The 22,551-nt window shown below is 28.3% G+C and carries 22 protein-coding genes; 8 read left to right on the top strand and 14 right to left on the bottom strand.

Features of this window, described 5'->3' with window-relative positions; genetic code table 11:
* The 10 genes from ACKU3H_RS07620 to ACKU3H_RS07575 form a co-directional block, all read right to left on the bottom strand.
* Nucleotides 1-210: a cation transporter gene (locus ACKU3H_RS07620; protein WP_320036380.1), complete on the bottom strand. Its 210-nt coding sequence runs from the start codon at nucleotides 208-210 to the stop codon at nucleotides 1-3.
* A 13-nt stretch (nucleotides 211-223) separates the two neighbouring features.
* Nucleotides 224-2,551, bottom strand: coding sequence for a heavy metal translocating P-type ATPase (locus tag ACKU3H_RS07615; protein WP_320036379.1), 2,328 nt, complete (start codon nucleotides 2,549-2,551; stop codon nucleotides 224-226).
* A 129-nt stretch (nucleotides 2,552-2,680) separates the two neighbouring features.
* Nucleotides 2,681-2,977 carry a hypothetical protein gene (locus ACKU3H_RS07610; RefSeq protein ID WP_320036378.1) on the bottom strand — a complete coding sequence of 99 codons (297 nt, stop codon included), beginning with the start codon at nucleotides 2,975-2,977 and terminating at the stop codon, nucleotides 2,681-2,683.
* An 18-nt stretch (nucleotides 2,978-2,995) separates the two neighbouring features.
* Nucleotides 2,996-5,107 (bottom strand): heavy metal translocating P-type ATPase, encoded by a 2,112-nt coding sequence (locus tag ACKU3H_RS07605; RefSeq protein ID WP_320036377.1) that lies wholly within the window; start codon nucleotides 5,105-5,107, stop codon nucleotides 2,996-2,998.
* Between the two features lie 8 nt (nucleotides 5,108-5,115).
* The gene (locus ACKU3H_RS07600) at nucleotides 5,116-5,454 is read right to left on the bottom strand and encodes a YtxH domain-containing protein (RefSeq protein WP_320036376.1); all 339 of its coding nucleotides are present in this window, start codon (nucleotides 5,452-5,454) and stop codon (nucleotides 5,116-5,118) included.
* Nucleotides 5,454-5,810 (bottom strand): hypothetical protein, encoded by a 357-nt coding sequence (locus ACKU3H_RS07595; RefSeq protein WP_320036375.1) that lies wholly within the window; start codon nucleotides 5,808-5,810, stop codon nucleotides 5,454-5,456. Before ACKU3H_RS07595 ends, ACKU3H_RS07600 begins: the two co-directional genes overlap by 1 nt.
* Nucleotides 5,800-6,051, bottom strand: a complete 252-nt coding sequence (locus ACKU3H_RS07590) for a hypothetical protein (protein ID WP_320036374.1) — start codon at nucleotides 6,049-6,051, stop codon at nucleotides 5,800-5,802. Before ACKU3H_RS07590 ends, ACKU3H_RS07595 begins: the two co-directional genes overlap by 11 nt.
* A 93-nt stretch (nucleotides 6,052-6,144) precedes the next feature.
* The gene (locus ACKU3H_RS07585; protein ID WP_320036373.1) at nucleotides 6,145-6,921 is read right to left on the bottom strand and encodes a DUF2202 domain-containing protein; all 777 of its coding nucleotides are present in this window, start codon (nucleotides 6,919-6,921) and stop codon (nucleotides 6,145-6,147) included.
* Nucleotides 6,922-7,236: an HMA2 domain-containing protein gene (locus tag ACKU3H_RS07580; protein WP_320036372.1), complete on the bottom strand. Its 315-nt coding sequence runs from the start codon at nucleotides 7,234-7,236 to the stop codon at nucleotides 6,922-6,924.
* A 61-nt stretch (nucleotides 7,237-7,297) separates the two neighbouring features.
* Nucleotides 7,298-9,451: a cation-translocating P-type ATPase gene (locus tag ACKU3H_RS07575; protein ID WP_320036371.1), complete on the bottom strand. Its 2,154-nt coding sequence runs from the start codon at nucleotides 9,449-9,451 to the stop codon at nucleotides 7,298-7,300.
* 267 nt (nucleotides 9,452-9,718) lie between these two features.
* Between ACKU3H_RS07575 and ACKU3H_RS07570 the strand changes: the two genes are divergently transcribed.
* The 8 genes from ACKU3H_RS07570 (at nucleotide 9,719) to ACKU3H_RS07535 (ending at nucleotide 19,875) form a co-directional block, all read left to right on the top strand.
* Nucleotides 9,719-11,062 carry an imelysin family protein gene (locus ACKU3H_RS07570; RefSeq protein WP_320036370.1) on the top strand — a complete coding sequence of 448 codons (1,344 nt, stop codon included), beginning with the start codon at nucleotides 9,719-9,721 and terminating at the stop codon, nucleotides 11,060-11,062.
* Entirely contained in the window at nucleotides 11,031-12,425 is a 1,395-nt protein-coding gene (locus ACKU3H_RS07565; protein WP_320036369.1) for a di-heme oxidoredictase family protein, read from the top strand. The genes ACKU3H_RS07570 and ACKU3H_RS07565 overlap by 32 nt, the downstream gene beginning before the upstream one ends.
* Nucleotide 12,426: 1 nt before the next feature.
* Entirely contained in the window at nucleotides 12,427-13,413 is a 987-nt protein-coding gene (locus ACKU3H_RS07560; protein ID WP_320036368.1) for an imelysin family protein, read from the top strand.
* A 10-nt stretch (nucleotides 13,414-13,423) separates the two neighbouring features.
* Nucleotides 13,424-14,326 carry a sterol desaturase family protein gene (locus ACKU3H_RS07555; RefSeq protein ID WP_320036367.1) on the top strand — a complete coding sequence of 301 codons (903 nt, stop codon included), beginning with the start codon at nucleotides 13,424-13,426 and terminating at the stop codon, nucleotides 14,324-14,326.
* Nucleotides 14,326-15,480 (top strand): cytochrome c peroxidase, encoded by a 1,155-nt coding sequence (locus ACKU3H_RS07550; protein ID WP_320036366.1) that lies wholly within the window; start codon nucleotides 14,326-14,328, stop codon nucleotides 15,478-15,480. Before ACKU3H_RS07555 ends, ACKU3H_RS07550 begins: the two co-directional genes overlap by 1 nt.
* A gap of 132 nt (nucleotides 15,481-15,612) precedes the next feature.
* Complete coding sequence (locus ACKU3H_RS07545) at nucleotides 15,613-17,520, top strand: TonB-dependent receptor plug domain-containing protein (RefSeq protein ID WP_320036365.1); 1,908 nt, start codon at nucleotides 15,613-15,615, stop codon at nucleotides 17,518-17,520.
* Complete coding sequence (locus ACKU3H_RS07540) at nucleotides 17,520-17,987, top strand: hypothetical protein (protein WP_320036364.1); 468 nt, start codon at nucleotides 17,520-17,522, stop codon at nucleotides 17,985-17,987. Before ACKU3H_RS07545 ends, ACKU3H_RS07540 begins: the two co-directional genes overlap by 1 nt.
* Nucleotides 17,977-19,875, top strand: a complete 1,899-nt coding sequence (locus ACKU3H_RS07535) for an EAL domain-containing protein (RefSeq protein ID WP_320036363.1) — start codon at nucleotides 17,977-17,979, stop codon at nucleotides 19,873-19,875. Before ACKU3H_RS07540 ends, ACKU3H_RS07535 begins: the two co-directional genes overlap by 11 nt.
* A 67-nt stretch (nucleotides 19,876-19,942) precedes the next feature.
* On the opposite strand, the gene ACKU3H_RS07530 is transcribed toward ACKU3H_RS07535, so the two are convergent.
* The 4 genes from ACKU3H_RS07530 to ACKU3H_RS07515 are packed head-to-tail and all read right to left on the bottom strand — an operon-like array spanning nucleotide 19,943 to nucleotide 22,550.
* On the bottom strand, nucleotides 19,943-21,049 hold the full coding sequence (locus ACKU3H_RS07530; RefSeq protein ID WP_320036362.1) for an Opr family porin: 1,107 nt from the start codon (nucleotides 21,047-21,049) through the stop codon (nucleotides 19,943-19,945).
* Nucleotides 21,050-21,093: 44 nt separating this feature from the next.
* A complete protein-coding gene (locus ACKU3H_RS07525) occupies nucleotides 21,094-21,585 on the bottom strand; it encodes a flavodoxin (RefSeq protein WP_320036361.1) in 492 nt (163 codons plus the stop codon).
* A 9-nt stretch (nucleotides 21,586-21,594) separates the two neighbouring features.
* The gene (locus tag ACKU3H_RS07520; RefSeq protein WP_320036360.1) at nucleotides 21,595-22,350 is read right to left on the bottom strand and encodes a hypothetical protein; all 756 of its coding nucleotides are present in this window, start codon (nucleotides 22,348-22,350) and stop codon (nucleotides 21,595-21,597) included.
* On the bottom strand, nucleotides 22,350-22,550 hold the full coding sequence (locus tag ACKU3H_RS07515; protein ID WP_320036359.1) for a hypothetical protein: 201 nt from the start codon (nucleotides 22,548-22,550) through the stop codon (nucleotides 22,350-22,352). The genes ACKU3H_RS07520 and ACKU3H_RS07515 overlap by 1 nt, the downstream gene beginning before the upstream one ends.
* Between the last annotated feature and the right edge of the window lies 1 nt (nucleotide 22,551).

Genomic DNA, 22,551 nt, shown 5'->3' with positions numbered 1-22,551 from the left:
CTATTTTACAGGTTCAAACCCTGCTTCTTCAATAGCCTCATAAAGTTTATCTACAGATAAAGACTCATCTTCTAAACTAACAGTAACTTTTTTCTCTTCTAAACTAACTTCAGCGTTATTTACACCAGCTACATCTTTTAATTCATTTTCAACAGCCATTTTACAATGTCCACAATTCATACCATTTACACCAATTTCTAATTCTTTCATATTTTCTCCTATTTTATAATTTTGTTTGTTTTAATCTTAAAGCATTTGTTACAACAGATACTGAACTAAATGCCATAGCAGTACCTGCAACAATTGGGTTTAATAGACCTGCTGCTGCAATTGGAATACCAATTATATTATAAATCAATGCCCAAAAAAGATTTTGTTTTATATTTGCCATAGTTTTTCTACTTAGATTTATAGCTTTGCTAACACCTGTTATATCACCTTGCAGTAAAGTTACATCTGAAGCTTCTATGGCAATATCAGTTCCACTTCCAATAGCAATACCAATATTTGCAACAGCAAGTGCTGGTGCATCATTTATTCCATCACCAACCATTGCTACAAAGGCTCCTTTTTCTTGAAGCTCTTTTACTTTTTCACTTTTTTGTGTTGGTAAAACCTCAGCAAATACATTATCAATACCAACTTGTTTTGCAATATTTAAGGCTGTTTTTTCATTATCACCTGTTAACATATACACATTGATATTTAGTTTTTTCAACTCTTCTATTGCTTGTTTTGTAGTTGCTTTAATCTCATCCGCAACTACTATTACACCCTCATAGGTGTTATCATAAGCCACATAAATAAGTGAACCAACCTCATCTTTTATATCATCATTTTCTATTTTAATATTTTGTTCTATAAACTTTTTTGAACCAACTAAAATCTGCTTTGAATCAATCTCACCTTTTATACCAAGTCCAGTTACAGCTTCCACATTTTTAACTTCTAAAAGCTCACCTTTAAAAAAGTCTGTAATAGCTTTTCCAACTGGGTGTTCTGAGTGTTTTTCTATAGATGCAGCTAGTTGTAAAACTTTTGTTTCATCTTTTGCCAAAACCTTTGTGACACTTGGTTTTCCAACTGTTATTGTTCCTGTTTTATCAAAAACAACTGTATCAACTTTTTGCATATTTTCTAAGTATTCTCCACCTTTAAAAAGAATCCCATTTTGTGCACCTTTTCCACTTCCAACCATAATAGATGTTGGAGTTGCCAAACCTAAAGCACAAGGGCAAGCTATAACTAAAACTGCCACCATATTTATTAAAGCAGTTTCAAGAGTTGTATCTTTTGCTAAAAAATTCCAATAAGCAAATACTAAAAAGGCTAAGACAATAACAGTGGGTACAAAATATCCAGAAATAACATCAGCAAATCTTTGAATAGATGCTTTACTTCCTTGAGCTTCTTCTACAACTTTTACTATTTGTGAAAGGAAACTCTCATCACCTAGTTTTGTTGCTTTGTATTTAAAAGTAAAGTTTCCATTTATTGTGCCACCAATTACTTCACTCTCTAAAGATTTTTTAACAGGCTTACTCTCTCCTGTTACCATTGATTCATCAATATAACTCTCACCCTCAATTATAACTCCATCAACAGGAATCTTTTCACCAGGTTTTACTAAAATAACATCATCTTTTAAAACTTCACTTGTAGTTAAAGTAAGTTCTTTTCCATCTCTTAAAACATTTGCTTTTTTAGGGGTTAGATTTAGAAGTTTTGAGATTGCTTCGCTTGTTTTACTTTTTGCTCTATGTTCTAAATATTTTCCCAATAATATTAAAGTAATTAATACAGCAGAAGTTTCAAAATATAAGTGTCCACCAGTTGTAATATTATAAATTGAGAATAAATATGCAGCAGTTGTCCCCATGGCTACTAGTACATCCATATTTGCACTAAAGTGACTTAGGTTAGAGTAAGCTCCTTTATAAAACTGTGCTCCACAATAAAACTGAACAACAGTTGCAAGAACTAACTGAAAATAACCATTTGAAAAAATATCTGGTATGAAAGTTAAGTTAAACATCATATCAAACATCCCTAAAAGCATAGGAATACTAAATAGTGCTGAGATTATTAGTTTAATTTTTTTTGCTTTTAGTTCATCATCATGATTATTAAGCTCAACACCTTTTGCCTCTTTAGCACTAAAGCCTAGTTTTTCTATTCTTTTTATTATTGAATCACTTGTTTGTAAACCTTTTAAAATAGTAAAGGTTCCTTTATTTGTAGTAAGATTTACATTTGATTCAACAACACCATCCATTTTTCCTACTTGTTTTTCTATTCTACTAGAACAAGCCGAACAACTCATACCTGTAATATCAAACTCTATTTTCTCTTTTTCAACTTCAAATCCATATTTTTCTATTTTTTCAATAATTGGGTCTAAATCAAGTTTATCTTCTGAAGTAAAAAAAGCTTTATTTGTAGTAAGATTTACTGTTGCATCTTCAATATTTTCGTTTTTGTTTAAAAGTTTTTCCACTCTACTTGAACAAGCAGCGCAGGTCATACCTTTGATTGATAAATTATAATCCATTTTAAAACCTTTTTGGTTTTTATTTATTAAAAAAGTGATTATACACTTTTTAAAGTTATAACTATTAAAAAATAGTTTAGTTATAAGGGAGTTTTACAAAAGAAAAAGAGAGTAGTATTTTACTACTTATTATTCTTTATCTTCTGTCTGTTTTTCATTTGAAGGAGTAGGAAGTTCTTTATTCTCTTTTTTCTTAGCTGGCTGATATAAAGTATGATGCCAATAAGAAAAACCCACTAAAGCAACTCCAGCAACAACATGAAGTCTTTTCATAAACTTATTTTTCATATACATTGATGTTGCAACTGTTATACCCATTGAGGCAGTCATACCTATTTTTGCAATCTCTTTTTTTGTATCTAAATCAATATCAATTCTTGGTAAAAGAGGTTTTTTTTCTTCTATTTTTATCTCTTGTTTTTCCATATTATTTTAAATGTAAAACTATTTTTTTACATTTACTCCTTTCATTGAATTAAGTAATAAACCTATTGTTGTTCCATTATGTAAAAAAGCAGTAGTAACTGGTGAAAATAACCCTACAGTTGCACCTGTTAAAATCAAACTATTAATTCCTACTGTTGCAGCAAAATTATAATTAATAAGTTTCATTGTTTTATTTGCCAACTCTTTTACTTCCCAAATAGCTGCTAAATCATCTTTTAATAGACCAATATCAGCTGTAGCTTTTGCGATATCTGCACCCTTACTCATACTTATACCAACATGTGCACTCATAAGAGCAGGAGCATCATTTATCCCATCTCCAACAAAAGCAACATTAGAACCCTCATCTTTAAGCTTTTTAACTATATCTGCTTTATCTGTAGGTCTCATATTGGCAAATACTACATCTATACCTAAATCATTTGCTAAAGCATCAGCTTTTTCTTGAATATCACCTGTAAGCATAACTAATTTTTTAGCCCCAAGAGATCTAAGTTTTGCAAGAGTTTCTTTTGCATTTTCTCTAACTTTATCTCTCATCTCAATAGTACCAAGAAGTTTTTTGTCATACCCCACATAAAGTAGAGTTTTTCCATCAAGTAAACTCTCTTCAATTTTTTCTTCATATTTAGAAAAATCAATTTTTTCATCATCTTCTAAAAAGTGTCTGCTTCCAATAACAACCTCTTTGTCATTAACTATAGTTTTTACACCATGGGCTACTATAAACTCTACTTCTTCATGGTGCATATGAATAAAACCTTTTTCCTTAGCAGCTTTTACAACTGCTTCAGCTACAGGATGAAAATAGTGTTCTTCAGCACTTGCAGTAAGATTTAATATATCATCCTCTTTCCATTCTTTGTCAAAAGAGTTTATTGATTCAACTTCAAGTTCCCCATAAGTTAGAGTTCCTGTTTTATCAAAAACAAAAGTGTCTGCATTATTTAGGGCTTCAATTGACTTAGCACCTTTTATCATAATCCCATCTTTTCCTGCTTTAGAAATAGATGATTTAAAAGCAACTGGAGTTGCTAATTTAAGTGCGCAAGAGTAATCTGCTTGAAGTACAGCAGCTACACTTTCAAAATCTTTATTTATAAAATAAGACACACCAGCTAAACCTAAAGTTACAGGTACTAGTTTATCAGCAAGTTTTGTAGCTTTTAAACCAACTGCTGATTTTTCATTTAAAGATGAAGCAATATAATTTTTAATCCTAGCAGTTGCAGTATCTTCCCCTACATATTCTGCCCAAATTTTAAGTCTTCCTTCTTCAACTACTGTTCCAGAGATAACTCTATTTCCTCTTTGTTTAGTAACAGGTTCACTCTCACCTGTCATTGAAACCTGATTAACTGAAGCAGTACCTGAAATAATATGTCCATCAATAGCTATTGTATCCCCTGCACCAACAATAACTATATCACCAATTTTAATCCGAGCTGTATCAACTAGCTTTTGTACAACATTTCCATCTTCTTCAACTTCAATCCAAGCTTTTTTTACATTTGGTTTTGCTAACTCTTTTATTAAATCATCACTTTTATGAACAGTAGTTTCTTCTATATATTCACCTAGTTCTAGCATTGCATTGGTACTGTTTGCAGCAAAATAATCTTTTCTTGCAATACTAACACCAACAGCTGTAGCTTCTAAAACCTTAGAAGTAAGTCCCTCAGTAAAAAGCTCTTTTGTTCCTTCTATAAGTAAAGGTTTCGATGCATATGAGGTAATTGCAAATTTTGCAATATCATTATCAATAAATCTTTCTGCACCTAAAGCAGCACTTGCTCTTAAAACTCCATTTAAACTTGGTTTTTCTTCACCTACACAATCAATGCAATCACTTAAAAAAGTATCACAAACTTTATATCTAGCTAAATCAAGTTTTTTTAATAAATCCTCTATAGTATCAAAAGCTTTTCCATCATGTTCAAAAACAATAGAACCAATTTTTTTATTAACTCTTACGCTATTTATTCCATTAATAGATTGTAAATACTGAACTAAAGATGAAATATTAAAATCCTCTTTTTTTAAGTCTTCTAAATAAAATCTAACTCTTTTTTGAGTTTTGTGTAAAAGTTTTATATTATTTTGAGCCATTTTATCTCTTATTCTTGTGCTTCCATTTCAGCTTTTGCATCTTCAAATCTTTCTTTCATCTCTTCAATACCAGCACTAAATAAAGTACTCCCTTTTGCAATTGTTTTAAAAATCGCTTTTTGTGCATTTTCATTTGTTAAGATATATGCCCCAACAGCTCCAACAACAGCACCCATTAAAAATTTATTTGTATCAAAAGAACCTAATAAACTACTATTTGCAGTATTATCAATATATGGATTTTGATTAACTAAATTAACATCTTGTGCTTGTTGAGTATTTGCTGTTTGAGCTGTTTGATTTATATAAGGATTTGCATTTATTGTATTATTTGTATTATCAACCATTATTTTTCTTCCTCTTCTTCAATAATCTCTTCTGGCATGTGTTTAGGTGTAAACTTTTCATTGATTTTCTCTACAGCATAAACTCCTGCCATACCAAGAGATAGAGCAGTTAACATTTTCATATAACTTCCTTCCCCAACATAATTAGCAGCTGCAATAGAACTTCCTGTAACAATTCCACCTTGAATTGAAAGTTTTAATGAGTCTTGGATAGCCTCATTTTTTCCAATTTGACCCTTTTTATATTTATTATAATTTATTCCTGCTGCTAAAGCTCCAGCTGCAAGTGAACCACTTACTACATGTCCTGTAACATTTCTTGGTGCACCTGTGTCAATTGCTAAATTAGTTGCCATTAACTACTTCTCCTTTTTCTTCTGTTATCTCTTCTTTTTTCTTTGATTTTAGAGTTTCTACTTTTTCACTTACAGTTGCTTTTACATCTTTAGTAAGTTCTTTAGTTTTTTCAAATCCCTCTTCTGCAAATTGTTTTGCTTTTTTTGCTCCAGTTTTAACACCATCTCTTATCTCTTTGTTATTGTTATAAGCAACAACGGCAACAGCACCCGCTGCAACTCCTGCAATGAAAGGTAACATTATTTCTCCTTTTTAGTTTTTTTATTTTTTGAAAACAACACAACTACTGACCCACCAATAAGTGCACCAAGTGCAAAAGGTATAAATGGCATATTAAACCTCCTCTTCTTCTTTAGTATCTTCTTTTTTATCTTTTGTTACTTGTGAAAAAACTCCTGCTCCAACAGCACCTAATAAAGCTCCACCTAAAAATGAAACATTTGAACTACTTAATAGTTTTAAAATATCTTCTTGACTTACATTTCCTGAAGCAAACTTAGATGCCATAGCACTAATCTCATCCATTTTATTTATAGCTTCATCTATATTATGGATACTATTTTCTTGATGTACTGCATTTATATCTACTTCATTTACATTCAGATTGGAATGTTTTGCAACAGCTTGTCTTAAAGCAGGAAGATGATTGTTATAAGAAGCTGCTTGTAGTCTATATAATAAATCTAATACATCTGGATACTCTTTTGCATATGTAATTAAATTATCATACATTTTAATATTATCAATCTCTTCAGCTACACCTATTTCAGCTGCTTCTAAAATTGAGTTAGGTGTTTCAACTTTAATAACCCAATCATTTAATGGAGCTGGTACTTGATATTTATTTAATAATACAGTTAGCTCTTCATAATGATTTATTTCAGCTTGTAAAATATTTATAAAAGGAGTTTCACTTCCAAATTTTTCAACTATAACTCTATAGTTTTCATAAGCATGATACTCATCATAAACTGCTATTCTTAGTATTTGATGTAAGATTGGCTCATTATAATTTGGATTTACCCTTAATCCATCTAATAAATCTTGGTCAAAATTTGAAGTAGGTAGATTTTCTTCTACAACTGTTTGTGCATCTTGGTTTTCTTCCATTTATACTACCTCTTTTGTTAGTTTATTTAAAATTTCAGCTATCTCTTCAAGGTTTTCTTGATTTATCATATCTTTCCATAATTTATCTGGAAAAATTGAATTATCATATTCAATAGTAATAGAACCTATTACTTTATTTATTTTAATTTTTTTTATACCATTTATTTTATTAGGAATATCCTCAATATCTTCTAAAGAGATATTTCCACTTTGTTCTTTTATTTTTGGACTTACTCTAACTCTTATTCTTCCTTTTATATGATGAATTAAAGTTAAATATGAACCAATTTCTATTAATTTATCAACTGTTATCAAACATGTATCCTTTTAGTAACCTAATTATTGTATAATTATTTTAATTTTAGCTTAATATAAATCAAGAATTATTATCAATAGCTAGTCTAGATGAATTAGCCATTATTCCTACTGTATGACCAATATGAATTAGTCCTGCGCCAACAGGAGTCAATCTACCAACTGCAGATAAAGCTACTCCCATAAGGTTTGTTCCAGTACCAATATAATAGTTTTGATTTACAACATTTAAACTTTTTTTACTTAAATCATATAAATTTATAACATCTTCAGGATGAGAGTGGGTAATAGCAATATCAGAAACTGCTATTGCAGCTTCACTTCCACCTGCTGCAAAAGATATAGCAACATCAGCTTTACTCATAGCAAATGTGTCATTTACACCATCTCCAACCATAACTACTTTATCATATTTTCTTTTTAACTCTTCAATTGCATCAGCTTTTCCTTGAGGTGTTTGATTTGCAAAAACAGAGTCAAATCCAAAATCAAGTGCAAAACTATTTGCAACCTTTACCTCATCTCCTGTTAATAAAGCAATATGTTTTACACCTCTATGCCTTAAACTCTCAACCATCTCTTTAGTACCAGGTCTAACTTCATGTGTAAAAGCTAAAAGACCTAAAACTTCATCTTCCAATGCAACTAAAACTACAGTTTTACCATTATTTAGATGTGTAGATATTTCATGTTTATACTCTTTTGTTGATACTTTATATTTAGATAATAAAGCTTTATTTCCTATAAGTAATCTTTTATCATCAATTTTAGACTTTACTCCAAATCCTGGAATTATTTCACTTAATATCTCTTGATTTATATCTATTCCTCTATCTTTTGCACTTTTGACAATAGATGTTGCAATTGGATGTGAGTTTCTGTATTCTGCCATTGCAGCATATGAGATTAATTCATTTTCACTAATATCACTAAAAAGTAAAACATCACTTATTACAGGTTTTCCTGTAGTTAAAGTCCCTGTTTTATCAAAACAGAACACTTCACTTTTCCCTACATTTTCTAAAGCTTCTCCACCTTTTATTAGAATACCTTGTTTTGCTCCATTTGAAATACCACCACTAATTGCAGTTGAAGCTGCTAAAACAGTTGCACATGGACAAGACATAACAATCATAGTTGAAAATGCAGCTGTAAAAGAACCTGTTAAAAAGAAAGTTCCAGCAGTTAGTAAAGTTCCTAATTTAAGTAACTTATTTGCTAATCTATCTGCTTCAACTTCACTTGGTGATTTTTGAAGTAATGAAAACTCAACTTCTCTCATAGTTCTTGAGATATAAGTATCATTTCCAAGTGCAGTAACTTTTATGTAGATTCTTCCTCTTTCACAAACAGTTCCAGCAAATACTTCATTTCCAACAACCTTAAAGTCTGGTTCACTTCTTCCATTTATTAAAGCTTCATTTATCTCTGCACTACCCTCTTCTATTACGCCATCTACTGGAATCTTTTCACCACTTCTACTAACAACGATATCGCCATCTTTTATATCTTCAATATTAGTTTCTATCTCAACACCATCAACTAAAACATATACTTTTTTAATATCAAGTTCAACTAAACTTTGAATCTCTTCCCTTGATTTATTTGCAATATATTCCTCAAGTAGCATACCACCTCTTAATATATATATTATTTCAAAAGCAGCAGTAGCTTCTCCAAATAAGATCGCTAATATAAGGGTACTACTCATAAAAGTGTGTAGAGTAAATTTTTTCTGTTTTATATCTTCATAGGATTCTTTTAATAAAGGAATTGCAGCAACTATAGAAACAAGCCCAACTAGACTAAATGGTGTTGCAGCAATAGTAAGACCTAGAATATTTTCACTTATAAAAATATATGCCGCATATCCACTTAATAAAACAAATTCAAATACTTTTCTTCTCCAAGATTTTTCATCATGTTTTTTTATATTACAACTGTTACAACTTTTGTTTTCACAAAGTGCATTACTTGCAGGGACAGATAAAGATATATTGAATATATTATTCATCTTATCAATTATCTCATCAAGCGTAACATTTAATGAGTAAGTAAAAACAATAGATTTACATGAAATATTTTTTCTAAAAGAAGTAAATATTGATTCAAACTCTTTTTCTATTTTTTCTAGATTTGAATTTAAAGCAAATATATCTGATTTTAGTCTAACTCTATTGTTTGCAATACTTTTAATTACTATTTCATTTTTCATTTTATTACCCTAGGTCTTTTATTTAATATATTATTTGCAATTTCTATTCTTTTAAAGACCATCCTTTAATTTTAATAATTATTATCATATAGTATACCTAAATTACTTAATCTTTCATAAATATAATATTATTTTATTTATTGATAACCATTATTAATATTAAGTATTTGTTAAGTTAATTGATATTACAATTCATTACATTAATGATATTAATTATTAAAATAACTATAATATCATTTTCCCACGAAATTAATAAAGGATACATATATGAAGAAAACAAGATTAATTGCAGCATCAGTAAGTGTAGCAGCAGCTCTAGTATTTGCTGGTTGTACAGCAAGTTCAGAAAACACTACTGTTAACACAGTTAAAGTAGATAAAAAAGCTGAGAAGATACTTGCAGCGTATGCAAAAATTGCTCAAACAAACTATAATGATGCACTAAAAGATGCAAAATCTTTAGAAGTTGCAATTGAAAAATTTGTTAAAAATCCAACTGAAGCTACATTAGAAGAAGCTAAAAAAGCTTGGTTAAACTCAAGAGAGTCATATGGGCAAACTGAAATTTTCAGACTTTCTAATGGACCAATTGATGCAGAAGAAGGTTGGGTAGCTGATACTTATGGTGCACTTGAAGGGCAAATTAATGCTTGGCCATTAGATGAAAATATGATTGACTATACAATTGATGCTGATGGTAAAAAAACATCAGGAAATATTATTGATACAGCAGGAGAGTTTAACCCAGGTGGAGAAGAATCAAGTAGTGTAGATGTTTCTACAATTACAGTTGATGCTATTACTGCTTTAAATGAAAATGGTGGTGAAGCAAATGTTTCTACAGGTTATCATGCAGTTGAATTTTTATTATGGGGACAAGATCAAGACTACTCTAACTTTGTAAAAGATTCAATTACAAGTGGACCACTTACAGCTGGACAAAGACCTTTATCAGATTTTACAACAGATAAAAATGCACAAAGAAGACTTGCTTATTTAAAAGCTTCAGCTAAAAAAATTGTTTCTGATTTAGAAGTAGTTGCAAATGCTTGGGCTGATGATGGACTTTATAAAAATGCATTCTTAGGAAAATTAACAGGTGCTGATGCATCTAAAAATATCACTTCAAATACAGCATTAAAACAAGTAATTGCTGGAATGGGTGTATTTATTAAATCTGAACTTGCAAATGAAAGAATTGCTGTTGCAGTATTAACTCCATCAGAAGAAGATGAACACTCTTGCTTTTCTGATAATACACACAGAGATATCGTAACTAACTACTTAGGGTTTAGAAATGCTTTAACTTCAACTTATAATGGAAAATCATTTGGACCATCTTTATTAGATGCTGTTTCAAAAGAAGACAAAGCTAATATTGTTGCACTTATGAAATCAATTGAAGAAAAAATTGCTAGTATAAATGAAGTTGCTAATACAAAAGAGCACTTTGATTACCAAATTCAACCAGATAACCCTCAAGCAAAAGTTATTGTAAAACTTAAAAATGAGATGAGAAAATTAGGTGATGCAATGGTAACTGTTGCAACTGCAAATGGAATTTCATTAAGTACTGATGATGTTACAGATCCAGAAGAGACAAAACTATAATTTAAAACTCTTCAAAACAATATTAACAAAAAGCCTTGTAGTAATTTTTACTACAGGGCTTTTTGCCGTTAATGGTTTGGGCAAAGATTTATCAAGTGAAAAAAATAAGTCTTTACTTCTAAAACCTGTAAATGGCTTAAGTGATGAAGAGTATGATAAATTTATTTTAGGAAAGAGTTTTTTTAGAATTCCATGGGTTGAAGCGCCAAGTGCTACAACTGCTAGGGATGGTCTTGGACCTTTATTTAATGCTAATACCTGTGCTAGTTGTCATCCATCAAATGGTAGAGGAACTTTATATAATAGTAATGGTGATTTTTCGAGAAGTTTAATTCCTAAAGTATCTTTAGAAAATAAGAAAAAAGATAAAACTATCTTAGAAACAAAAGGTTTAATTCCTGAACCAATATATGGTGCACAAATTGCTCTAAATGCTAACCATGGAGTTAAATTTGAAGCTAAAACTGATATAACTTATAAAGAAAAGAAAATCACTTTCCCAGATGGAGAGATTGATATAATACTTGAACCTAACTATGCTTTAAAAGAGTTACAATATGGTCCTTTACATAAAGATTCTGTTCTAACTTTTAGAATTGCTCCAACCCTAAATGGATTAGGATTATTAAGCGATATTTCAAATGAAGATATTTTAAAAAATGAAGATGAATTTGATAGAGATAATGATGGAATATCAGGACGTGCTAATTATGTATATTCACCAATAACAAAAAAAATTGAACTTGGAAAATATAGTTGGAAAGCAACAACAACTTCTATAATACATCAAACAGCTGATGCAGCAAACAATGATATGGGTTTAACTACAACTTATTATCCAAATGAAAACTGTACAAAACAACAAGAGGCATGTAATAATGCCCCAAAAGCAAGAGATGCTCTTGATATTACTGATATGAGATTGGAAGCTATGGCTTTTTATCTTAAAAAAAGAAAAACCTATACAGCAAATAAAAATACTCAGACATATAAAGAGGGTATTGAAATATTTAAACAAATAGGTTGTAATAAATGTCATATTGAATCTTTTGTAACTAAGTCAGGTATAAAAATTGCACCCTTTACAAATATGCTACTTCATGATATGGGAGAGGGTCTAGCTGATGGAAGAAGTGAATTCAAAGCAACAGGAAGAGAATGGAGAACTCCACCATTATGGGGATTAGCATTACATAAGAGAATAAATGGTAAAAATCCAAGGCTACTCCATGATGGAAGAGCAAGAGATTTCCAAGAAGCTATTCTTTGGCATGGTGGTGAAGCTCAAAATGTAAAAGAAACATTTATGAGTCTTGAAAAAGAAAAAAGAGAAAAACTACTTAAGTTTTTAGAAGAGGTATAAAATGAAACTATTAAAATATTTTTTAGTTGTATCACTTTTAACACTGCTATCTTATGCAGATGATACAAGTGATAATAAAGAGACTTTAAAAAATCTGTATGAAAAGGTTATTCTAAAAAATACGAATAAAGCCTTAGATGATATTGATGCTTTAAAAAAATCTGTATTAGAAAAAAATGCTAAAAAAAGTAAAGAGGATTTTACAAATCTTGTAAGGTCATGGAAAAGTGTTCAGGCATTTTATTTGTTGGGCGATATAAATGAAGATTTTATTGATACTCCAAGATATCTTGATGTTTTTCATAATATAAATGAGGATATTACAGCACAATTAGATAGAGCAATAAAAAGTGAAGATGAAGTTAGAATTGCACTTTTTAAAAACTCTTTAAAATCTATTAATGCACTTGAATATGTAATATCTAAAAAAGATATTAAAGATGATAGAGTAAATAAATTTGCAATAGCGATTATTACAAAAATTGAAAGTTTATTATCTGAAATAGATGAAGAGTACAAAGCACAAGAAAAGAATTTTTTATCTGATATAAAAAAGGCTAATTCAATCACTATTAATACTTTAATTCAAAGTACTTATAAACTAAAAGAGTGGCGTATTGGGGATATTATTGGGGAAACTAAAAAATATGAAGGTAAACCTGATAATAATAGAGCTGAATATGTGATAAGTAAAAATAGTTCAAATGCAATTGAAGCAATACTTTTAACATATAAAAATATTTTTAATAATAAAGATTATAAAGATTATGGAGATTACTTATTAGAAATAACTGATGGTTCATTGGTTGAGGATTTAAGAGAATCTATTGACAAATCATTAGAACTTGCAAAAGAGATTGAAGATGACAATCTATTAAAGACACAAGATTTGTATGAAGAGGTTAGTAATATTCACGTAATTTTATTTTTAGAGATTATTGAAGAGTTATCAATAAATGCAAAAATTATTGAGGCAGATGGAGACTAGAAGGTATTAGATGGATAATTTTTTAGTATTAGAGTATTTGATAGATCCAGGAAGACGTACATACTGGATATATCTTGCATCTTCAATTGCAATTGGGATAATATTTATTTATTTTAATAAAAGATATAGAAAAATAGCTTTTAGTTCTAAACTTTGGTTACATCCAAGTTCAAAACTTGATTATTACTATTTTATTTTGTCGTATTTTATAAAAATGTTATTGATTATTCCAATAGTAATTAGTGCAAAAACTGTAGCTTTGTGGGTAAATAAACATCTGTATTACAATTTTGGCTTTAACCAAATACAAGATGTTTCTTATGAGACTACAATCGCTTTATATACTATTACTTTATTTGTTGTAAGTGATTTTACTAGATACTGGATACATAGGTTCTTGCATACTATTCCAATTTTATGGGAATTTCACAAAGTTCACCATAGTGCAAAAGTATTAAACCCTTTAACTTTTTATAGGGTACACCCTGTAGAAAATATTCTTTTTGGATTTAGATATTCATTAAGTATTGGATTAGTTACTGGTGTATTTATATATTTCTTTGGTTCAAAGGTTGGATTATATGAAGTTTTAGGTGCAAATATATTTATCTTTGTATTTTCACTTTTTGGTTCAAACCTAAGACATTCTCATATACCTTTTGCTTATTTTGAATGGATTGAAAAATGGTTTATTTCACCAAAACAGCACCAAATACACCATAGCAAAAAATATTTTGATAAAAACTATGGAAGTTACTTAGCTGTTTGGGACAGACTATTTGGATCTTTAACTCTTTCAAAAGAGGTAAAGGTTTTAAAATTTGGATTAAGAAAAGAACAAATGAATAATTATAAATCTATTACAAATATAATAGTTTATCCATTTATTAATTTATTAAGAAGGAGAAGTTAATGAAAAATTTAAAATTTTATAGTGTTATTATTGCAATTATATTTTTTAGTGGATGTACAAATACAGCACCTACAAAAGAAAATATAGCAAAAAAAATTAAAGATAAAGAACAATTAGGTCAGGTGCTATTTTTTGATAAGAATCTATCTAAAAATAGAACTCAATCATGCTCAACTTGTCATAATCCTGAACATGGTTTTACAGATGATAGGGATAATACAGTTAATAAAATGGCATCAATGGGTGATGATGGAAAATCTTTAGGTGATAGACAAGCACCAAGTGCAGCATATGCTATGTTTAGTCCAAAGTTTCATTATGATGAAAAAAATAAAAAATATATTGGTGGACAATTTTGGGATGGTAGAGAAGCAACCCTAGCAGGACAAGCAGGTGGACCGCCACTTAATCCTATTGAAATGGGAATGCCTGATAAAAAAAGTGTTGTTGAAAGACTAAAAGAAAACCCATATTATGTGAAAACTTTAAAAGCTATTTATGGAGATGATATATTTAAATCTGATGAAAAAGCTTATTTTGCCATGACAGATTCAATAGAAAAATTTGAGATGACAAAAGAGTTTGCACCTTTTGATTCTAAATATGACAGATATTTAGAAGGAAAATATGATTTAACACCTTTAGAAGATTTAGGAAGATCACTATTTTTCTCTAATAACAATAACTCTTGTGCAACTTGTCATGTTTTAAAAGGTGAAGATAAAAAAGGTGAAACATTTACAAATTATGAATATCATAATATTGGAGTACCTGCAAATCCAGATTTAAGAGCGAAAAATGGTGTAAAAGCTACTGATAATGGCTTATTAGCAAATCCAAATGTTACAGATGAGAATCAAAAAGGAAAATATAAAGTTCCAACACTTAGGAATGTTGCTGTAACTGCACCATATATGCATAATGGGGTTTTCAAAGATTTAAGAACAGTTGTAGAGTTTTATGATAAATATAATAATCAAGATAGAAAAATTAATCCAGAAACTGGAAAACCATGGGCAAAGCCTGAAGTTAAGGAAACAATATCTTTAGATGAATTAAAAGCTAATAAACAAAATGATAGAAAAGTAGATGCACTAGTTGCATTTATGAAGCTTTTAACTGATAAAAGATATGAACATCTCTTAGAAAAATAATCCTAGTACCTTCGGGTACTAGGAGATATTTAGAAATTATCATTCCATTTTATATATTTTACTTATTCTTTTTACTAATTATTCAAAATTAATTATGTATAATTATAACTAAACATAATATGTGGAAAAAATGTGTTAAGATTTATATTAATTTTTATTTTACTATTTAAAATACTTTTTGCATCTTCAAATATTGATTCCTTACTACAGGAGTATGAAGAGACTTCAAAAAATTCATTACAAACTCTTAATGAAAAAATGGGTCATGCAAGAATATATTCTCAAAATGACTTAAAAGCTATGCAATACGATAGATTGAGCGAAATATTAAAAGAGTTACCTATAACTAGTTTAAATAAAAGTTCATTTGGAGCAAATACCTTATCTTTAGTTGGAACAAAATCTGAAACAAGTGGATATTTTAGACTTTTTATAAATGATCATGAAGTAAGTTCAGCATATACCCAATCTCCTTTTTTAAGTTGGTATGAACTTCCTGTTAGCCTTATAGATTACATAGAGATTTATATGGGAGAGGGTTCATTTACTTTAGGAAGTGAAACAGGTGTTGAGTTTATTAGAGTTTATACCAAAAAACCTTCAAAAGAGAATGGTGGAAACATTAAAACTACTATCTCAAATAATAGTGATAATTCCCAAGAGTTTTCTTACTCAAGTATGCTTGAAAATGGTTGGTCTTATTTATTATATTTTGCAAACCAAAACAGTTTTTTTGATAGATTTAATAAAAATGATTTACTTGACAATGATACATCTCAAAAATATCTATTTTTAGATATAGGAAATGATAAAAATAAAATAAACCTAGGATATACTAAATTAGAAAAAGAGAATTATCAAGGTATGTCTTATGATGCAAACGCTGATGATGGAAAAATTAAATCTACTAATTTTTTTATAAATTATAATAGATATTTTTTAGATGATGATTCTTTAAAACTTAATCTTTCAGCAGATGTAGAAAATAGAATATTTGAAGAACAAAATAAAGAAGCAATAGGCGTAGTTGGAATACCTGGTTATTTAGGAAGATTTATTACAAAATTTGATGATGATTCCAAGTTTACAAAACTAAATGCAACTCTTTCAAAAAATTTTAAAACGAAGAAAAACAATTTATTTACTTCTCTGAGTTTTTCAAGTAAAGATTATGATGTTAACAGTAGAGCTGTAAATAATATGCCACTATATAACTATGGAAATCAATTTAATAAAGAGAGATCATACTCTTTAGCTATTCAAGATGATTATAAACTTTTAGACAATTTAATAATAATTGGTAATTTTAAAGTGAACAATTATCAAAGAAATGGCTTTATGGTTGATAAAACAGAAAACCTTTATAGAATTGGTGCAATCTATTTACCAACAACAAATCTTGGTTTCAAAACTTTTTATACTATGAGTCATATTCCCCCATCATTTTATAATATTGATTCTGCTTTTATGCAAAGACCAACTTTAGATTCTCAAAAATATGATTATTTTACATTTGAAGGTGCATACACTTTTGAAAAATCTAGATTAAGTGTAGAGTATTTTAATGTACATATCACCGATTATATCTATTTTGCACACCCAATAGGCTTTATAAATGTAGACCACAAAATAAAAACAAATGGATTTATATTTGATTATACTTATAATTTTGATAAAAAAAGTAAATTGGATTTCAACTATTTTTACAGTCAATTAACAGAAGAACAAAGTAATTACACTGATGGTGGTTATCTAAAATATACTAAATCTTTTGATAAAACTAGTTATTTTGCTTCACTTATATTTAGAAAAGGTTTTAGTTATTTAGGATTAGATATTAAAAACTCTTACAATTTAAATATTGGGGCCACACATAGTTTTACAAAAAATTTTAGTGTAAGTGTAAAAGGAACTAACCTTTTAAATAAACCTACACAATCTATTTTAAGTGATTATACAGCAGGTTATGGTAACCCTAATTTATCACTTATTGATGATTATGATAGAGCTATATCTTTTAGCTTGAATTGGAGATTTTGATGAAAATATTATTATCATTATTTCTATTTATTCTTAGTTTATATGGACAAAATTACACATATTTAATTGATGAATATGATAAAGTAATAGACTTAGAAGCAAAAATCATTACAAAAATAGCAAAAGATATTACACACCATAAAAAAATCAATCTTTATATACCTGATATAAAACAAATAGACAAAAAAGTTTATTCAACAAAATTAAATATTGTAAATAGTTGTCAGAAAGCTGATTTTATTTTTGTAAAATATGATGACAAAAATTTAAAATGTCCCAATATAGATAATAAATTCTTTTTTACAAACAACTATAAAAAACTATTAAATAGTGATAAATACTTAGGTGCATTTTTTTGGAGTAAAAGTAGACCTAATATTGTACTAATAAAAAATAGATTAGCAAGAAAACAAATAAATTTGAAAAAAGAGTATAATAAGTTTATAGAAGATTATAATGAGTACTAAATTCATAATAAAAAAACCTTTTTATCTTATTGTTTTTTCATTATTAATTTCTATTTCTTTGGGTATTTTACTTTACGGAACTATCCAACTTGAAAAAAAATTTGAACAAAAAATGTTAGATATATCCACTTCAGATGTTATCTCAATCTCTAAAAACAGTTCTAATGTTATAACTTCACTTTTAAAAGATAGTAAAGATTATGTTACAGATATAAAAACAAACCCTCAATTATATAATATAATAGAAGGAAATCTAAGTATTCTTCTAACAAAAAACATAAAATATGCCTACTTACTTTATAGGGATAAAAGAGGTGTTTTTAGATTTTTAATTGATGGAGCGCCAGAACAAGACAAGGCGTTTATAAATCAAAAATTTGATATTGATAGTCCAAAATGGTTAGATGTTTTTACAGAAAAAAAACCTATGTTAATCAAACAACCATTACTACATCAATTATCAATCACTTATTTAGTTCCAATTTTGTATAAAGATAATGTTGAACTAATCTTAGCTATAGATTTTTCCGTAGAAAAAGTTGAAGATATAAATCAAATTATATCTGTAATAAAATATGTGATTATCTCTATAATTTTTGTAATCTTATTATTTATAGTAGCTTTTGTTATACAAACAATAAAATATATAAGTGCTAAAAAAAATGCTTTTATTGATAAATTAACAAATGTATACAACAGAAACTATTTACAAGAATCAAAGGATTTTATTAATTTAACTGATTATATTTTAATAGCTTTAGATATCGATCACTTTAAAAAGATAAATGATACCTATGGACATGATGTTGGAGATAAGATATTAAAACAGATTGCAAGTACAATCCTATTTTGTGTAAGACAAAATGAAGATATAATTGTAAGATATGGAGGAGAAGAGTTTTTAGTTTTAATAAGAACAAAAAGAAAAAATCACCTTCAAGCCCTTAATGTTTTAGAAAGAATATTTACAACAATACAAGATAAAAAATTTAAAATATCTGCTGAAGAGTTTATAAATGTTACTGTATCTATTGGAGTTAATCTTTCTCCAGGAAAATCAAGAACCTTTCAAGATGCATTTAAATTAGCTGATATAGCTTTATATAATGCAAAAAACAAAGGTCGTAATAAAATAGAAATACATTCAAACGAACAAGATAATAATAGTCTTTTTATGACAATAAATGACGTAAAAGATGCAATTGAAGAGAATAGAGTTACTTGCTTTTATCAAAAAATCATTGATAATAAAAACAATCAAGAATCTCACTATGAAGCTTTACTTAGAATAATTGCACGAAATGGAGAGATTATAACTCCTGATAAAATTTTCCCAGTGATTAAAGGAACATTTATCTCAAGAAATATCACTAAAAAAGTTTTAGAGATATGTTATGAAAAATTAAATAAGAATCCAGATATTTATTTAAATGTAAATTTAAATCCACAAGATATTATAAATGATTCAATTTTAACTATCTTAAAAAACTATGCAAATGAAAAAAATATTGCAAATAGATTAGGGTTAGAGATAGTTGAGAGCGAAGATATTATCAATTATGAGAGTTCAAAAAGAAATCTTCTAATGTTGAAAAATCTAGGATATAAACTCTATATTGATGATTTTGGAAGTGGCTATTCTAACTTTATATATCTAACAGAGATAAATACAGACTACATAAAAATTGATGGAAGTATTATAAAGAAAATTTTAGAAGATAAAGTATCTTATTTAGTTGTAAAAAACATTGTAAACTTTGCAAAAGAAGCAAACATAAAAGTTATTGCAGAATATGTAAAAAATGAAGAGATTTATAATAAAGTAAAAGAATTGGATATCGAATATTCACAAGGGTATTATTTCCATAAACCAGAAAAATTAGATTAAAAAAAAGGGAAAGATAAAATCTTTCCCTTTTGGAACACAAAACTTACAAAAATTTTAAATAAACTTACTAGAATGAATACTGTAAAGTTAAACTTACTTTATCATAATCATCAATAGATGAATCTGCATCAACATTAATATATGTTGCAGCTATAGCCAATTCTTCAGTAATTGCATATTCAGCAGAGAAATCAAACTCATTCTCTTTTTTATCATCAAATTCGTATTTAGTTTGACCATACACAGCAGTTAAGTCAATATCTGCAATAGTATACGTTGCACCTAAATATGCAGTTCTTGCATCTTGTGAATAAACTTGATTTCCATCTCCACCTGCAATAGCATCAAAAGGATTGATGTTATCCCCTGCTGCATCCATAGAACCAATTCCATCATCACCAGTTTTAACATATCCAGCCATTAAACCAAATCCTGCTAAACTTGTTCTTCCTTCAATATGATAAATCTTACCATCTTCAACGTCAATTGCATCTTCAGATGATTTTGCTCCATGCAAAGTAATTCCAAAAACATCAGTATCATAATTAACTTTTAAACCATACCAAGAAGCATCTCCTGTATCTATATCCACATTATAAAAATATGGATTTAAAACAAGATTCTCAATACCCTCATATTTAGCATCAATAACAAAAGCACCATTTGCTAAATCAGCAAAATCTTCTAATACTGCATCTTCATCTGCAACTGCAATTCTTTGAGAATATCCAAAAACTAATGTTGTATCAGGAATTGCACTTACAGCTAAAACTGCTGCTTCATGAAAATCTCCCATCCACTCTAAATCAATCTCTTGTCTACCTAAAGTTAATCCAAAATACTTATTTGTATAAGATGCATTTGCAGTATGCATGATTGCTTTTGATTCAGAACCATCTGAGTAATCCCCATCTTCTACTTCTGAGAAATCATGATTTCCTCTAAAACCAACAGCAGCTTTAAACCCATTATATTCTGCTGTTTCATATGAAAGTTGAATAGAACCCATTGTAAAGCCAGAATCAGCATTTACCCCACTATTATTTTGTCTTTCTCCATAAAGTGTAACATCACCACTTACTGTTCCACCTTTTATTGCATCACTTAAACTATTATCAGCAAACAAACTTGAAGTTAGTAATAATGATGATACAGCTAAACTTATTTTTTTCATTAATTATTTCCTTTTTTATTAATTTATTTATTATGAATTATTATCTATAAAGTGTTTTTTATCTCTTGACACCAAGTATCAACTCTACTTTTGGTTAAAGATGATTGATTATCTTCATCAATTACAAGCCCAACAAACTCACCATTTCTAACCGCTGTAGATTCTTCAAAATCATAATCATCAGTTGATGTAAATCCTACAACTTCATTTCCATCTTTTGATACAACATCATAAATCGTTCCCATTGCATTTACAAACTCATCACCATAACTCTCTTGGTCACCTAAACCAAATAAAGCAATTTTTTTATTTGAAAAATCCATCTCTTGCAATTCATCATAACAATCTTCCCAATCATCTTGCAAATCGCCCTCACCCCAAGTTGAGACACCAATTATAAGAGAACTACAGTCATTCATTTTTGATATTCCATCTGAAGCAATATCAATTAACTCAAAATCTTCTAATCTTTTTTTTATCATTTTTGATACAAATTCAGTATTACCTGTACTACTTGCATAAAAAATAGCTTTCATTTTTTTCCTTTATCTTAATGTTGAACGCATAGAATATGGTATTAGTTTAATCATATAATCGCTTTTTATTAAATCATCACACTTAATTTGAATATGTCTATCAAAGTTTTCATTTTTTGGATAAACTAAATATACTTGATTAAACTCAGATGTTTTTATACAATTTACAGCTTTTTGGATATGTTTATCTACATCAAGATCATTACTGTTTATAAACTCCCAAAATGTAAATATTTTTGTTTTAAATAGATACTCTTGACTTTTTATATCTATTGAATCTAAATTTACATTTACTTCTCTATTTTCACTAGATCTTAATATTTTATTTAAAACAAAATTTTTAAATATTTTTTCTCCATCCAAATAAAATGAGTAATTGCAATCTTCTAAAATATTTATAAGTTTCACTGCACTTGAAATATTTGTTTCCTCTAATGAATTCTTTAAAGAACATTTATAAAAATTAAAATTTGCACTAACTTTTTTTAAAAATGAGTTAACTTTATTTGTTGTTTCAACATCTATTCTTGTGATAAAAGACTGTGTATAAACAGGGAATTGCAAGTTTTTTAATATTTTGTTCGAAAAAATATCAAACAATGATTCAGTTTTTGCTTTTTTTAGTTCATCTTTTGAAAACTTCATATCACAAGATACTTCTTGATTAAAAAGCTTAAGAAACATCAATCTTTTATTTCCAATAGTTTGAAACTTATCAAAAGATGGTAAAAACTCATTTTGTACATCAAAACCTATTTTACTCATTATCTCTTTCCTATTATTCTAATATCTATATTTGTTGAAAATTTATATTTTATAAAGTTTGAATCTAAAATGTGTGCTATAGCTAAAAACTCATCCATATCAGCATTTGTCACACTTTTTAAGTTAACTATTCTTCTCGTTAGTGGCTCATATTTATAATGTTTGAAATTGTTCAATTCATTAACTATAGCTTCACTCATT

This window comes from Halarcobacter sp. (assembly GCF_963675975.1).
In the GTDB taxonomy this organism is placed as follows: Bacteria; Campylobacterota; Campylobacteria; order Campylobacterales; family Arcobacteraceae; genus Halarcobacter.
This window is presented reverse-complemented; position numbering and strand designations above follow the sequence as displayed.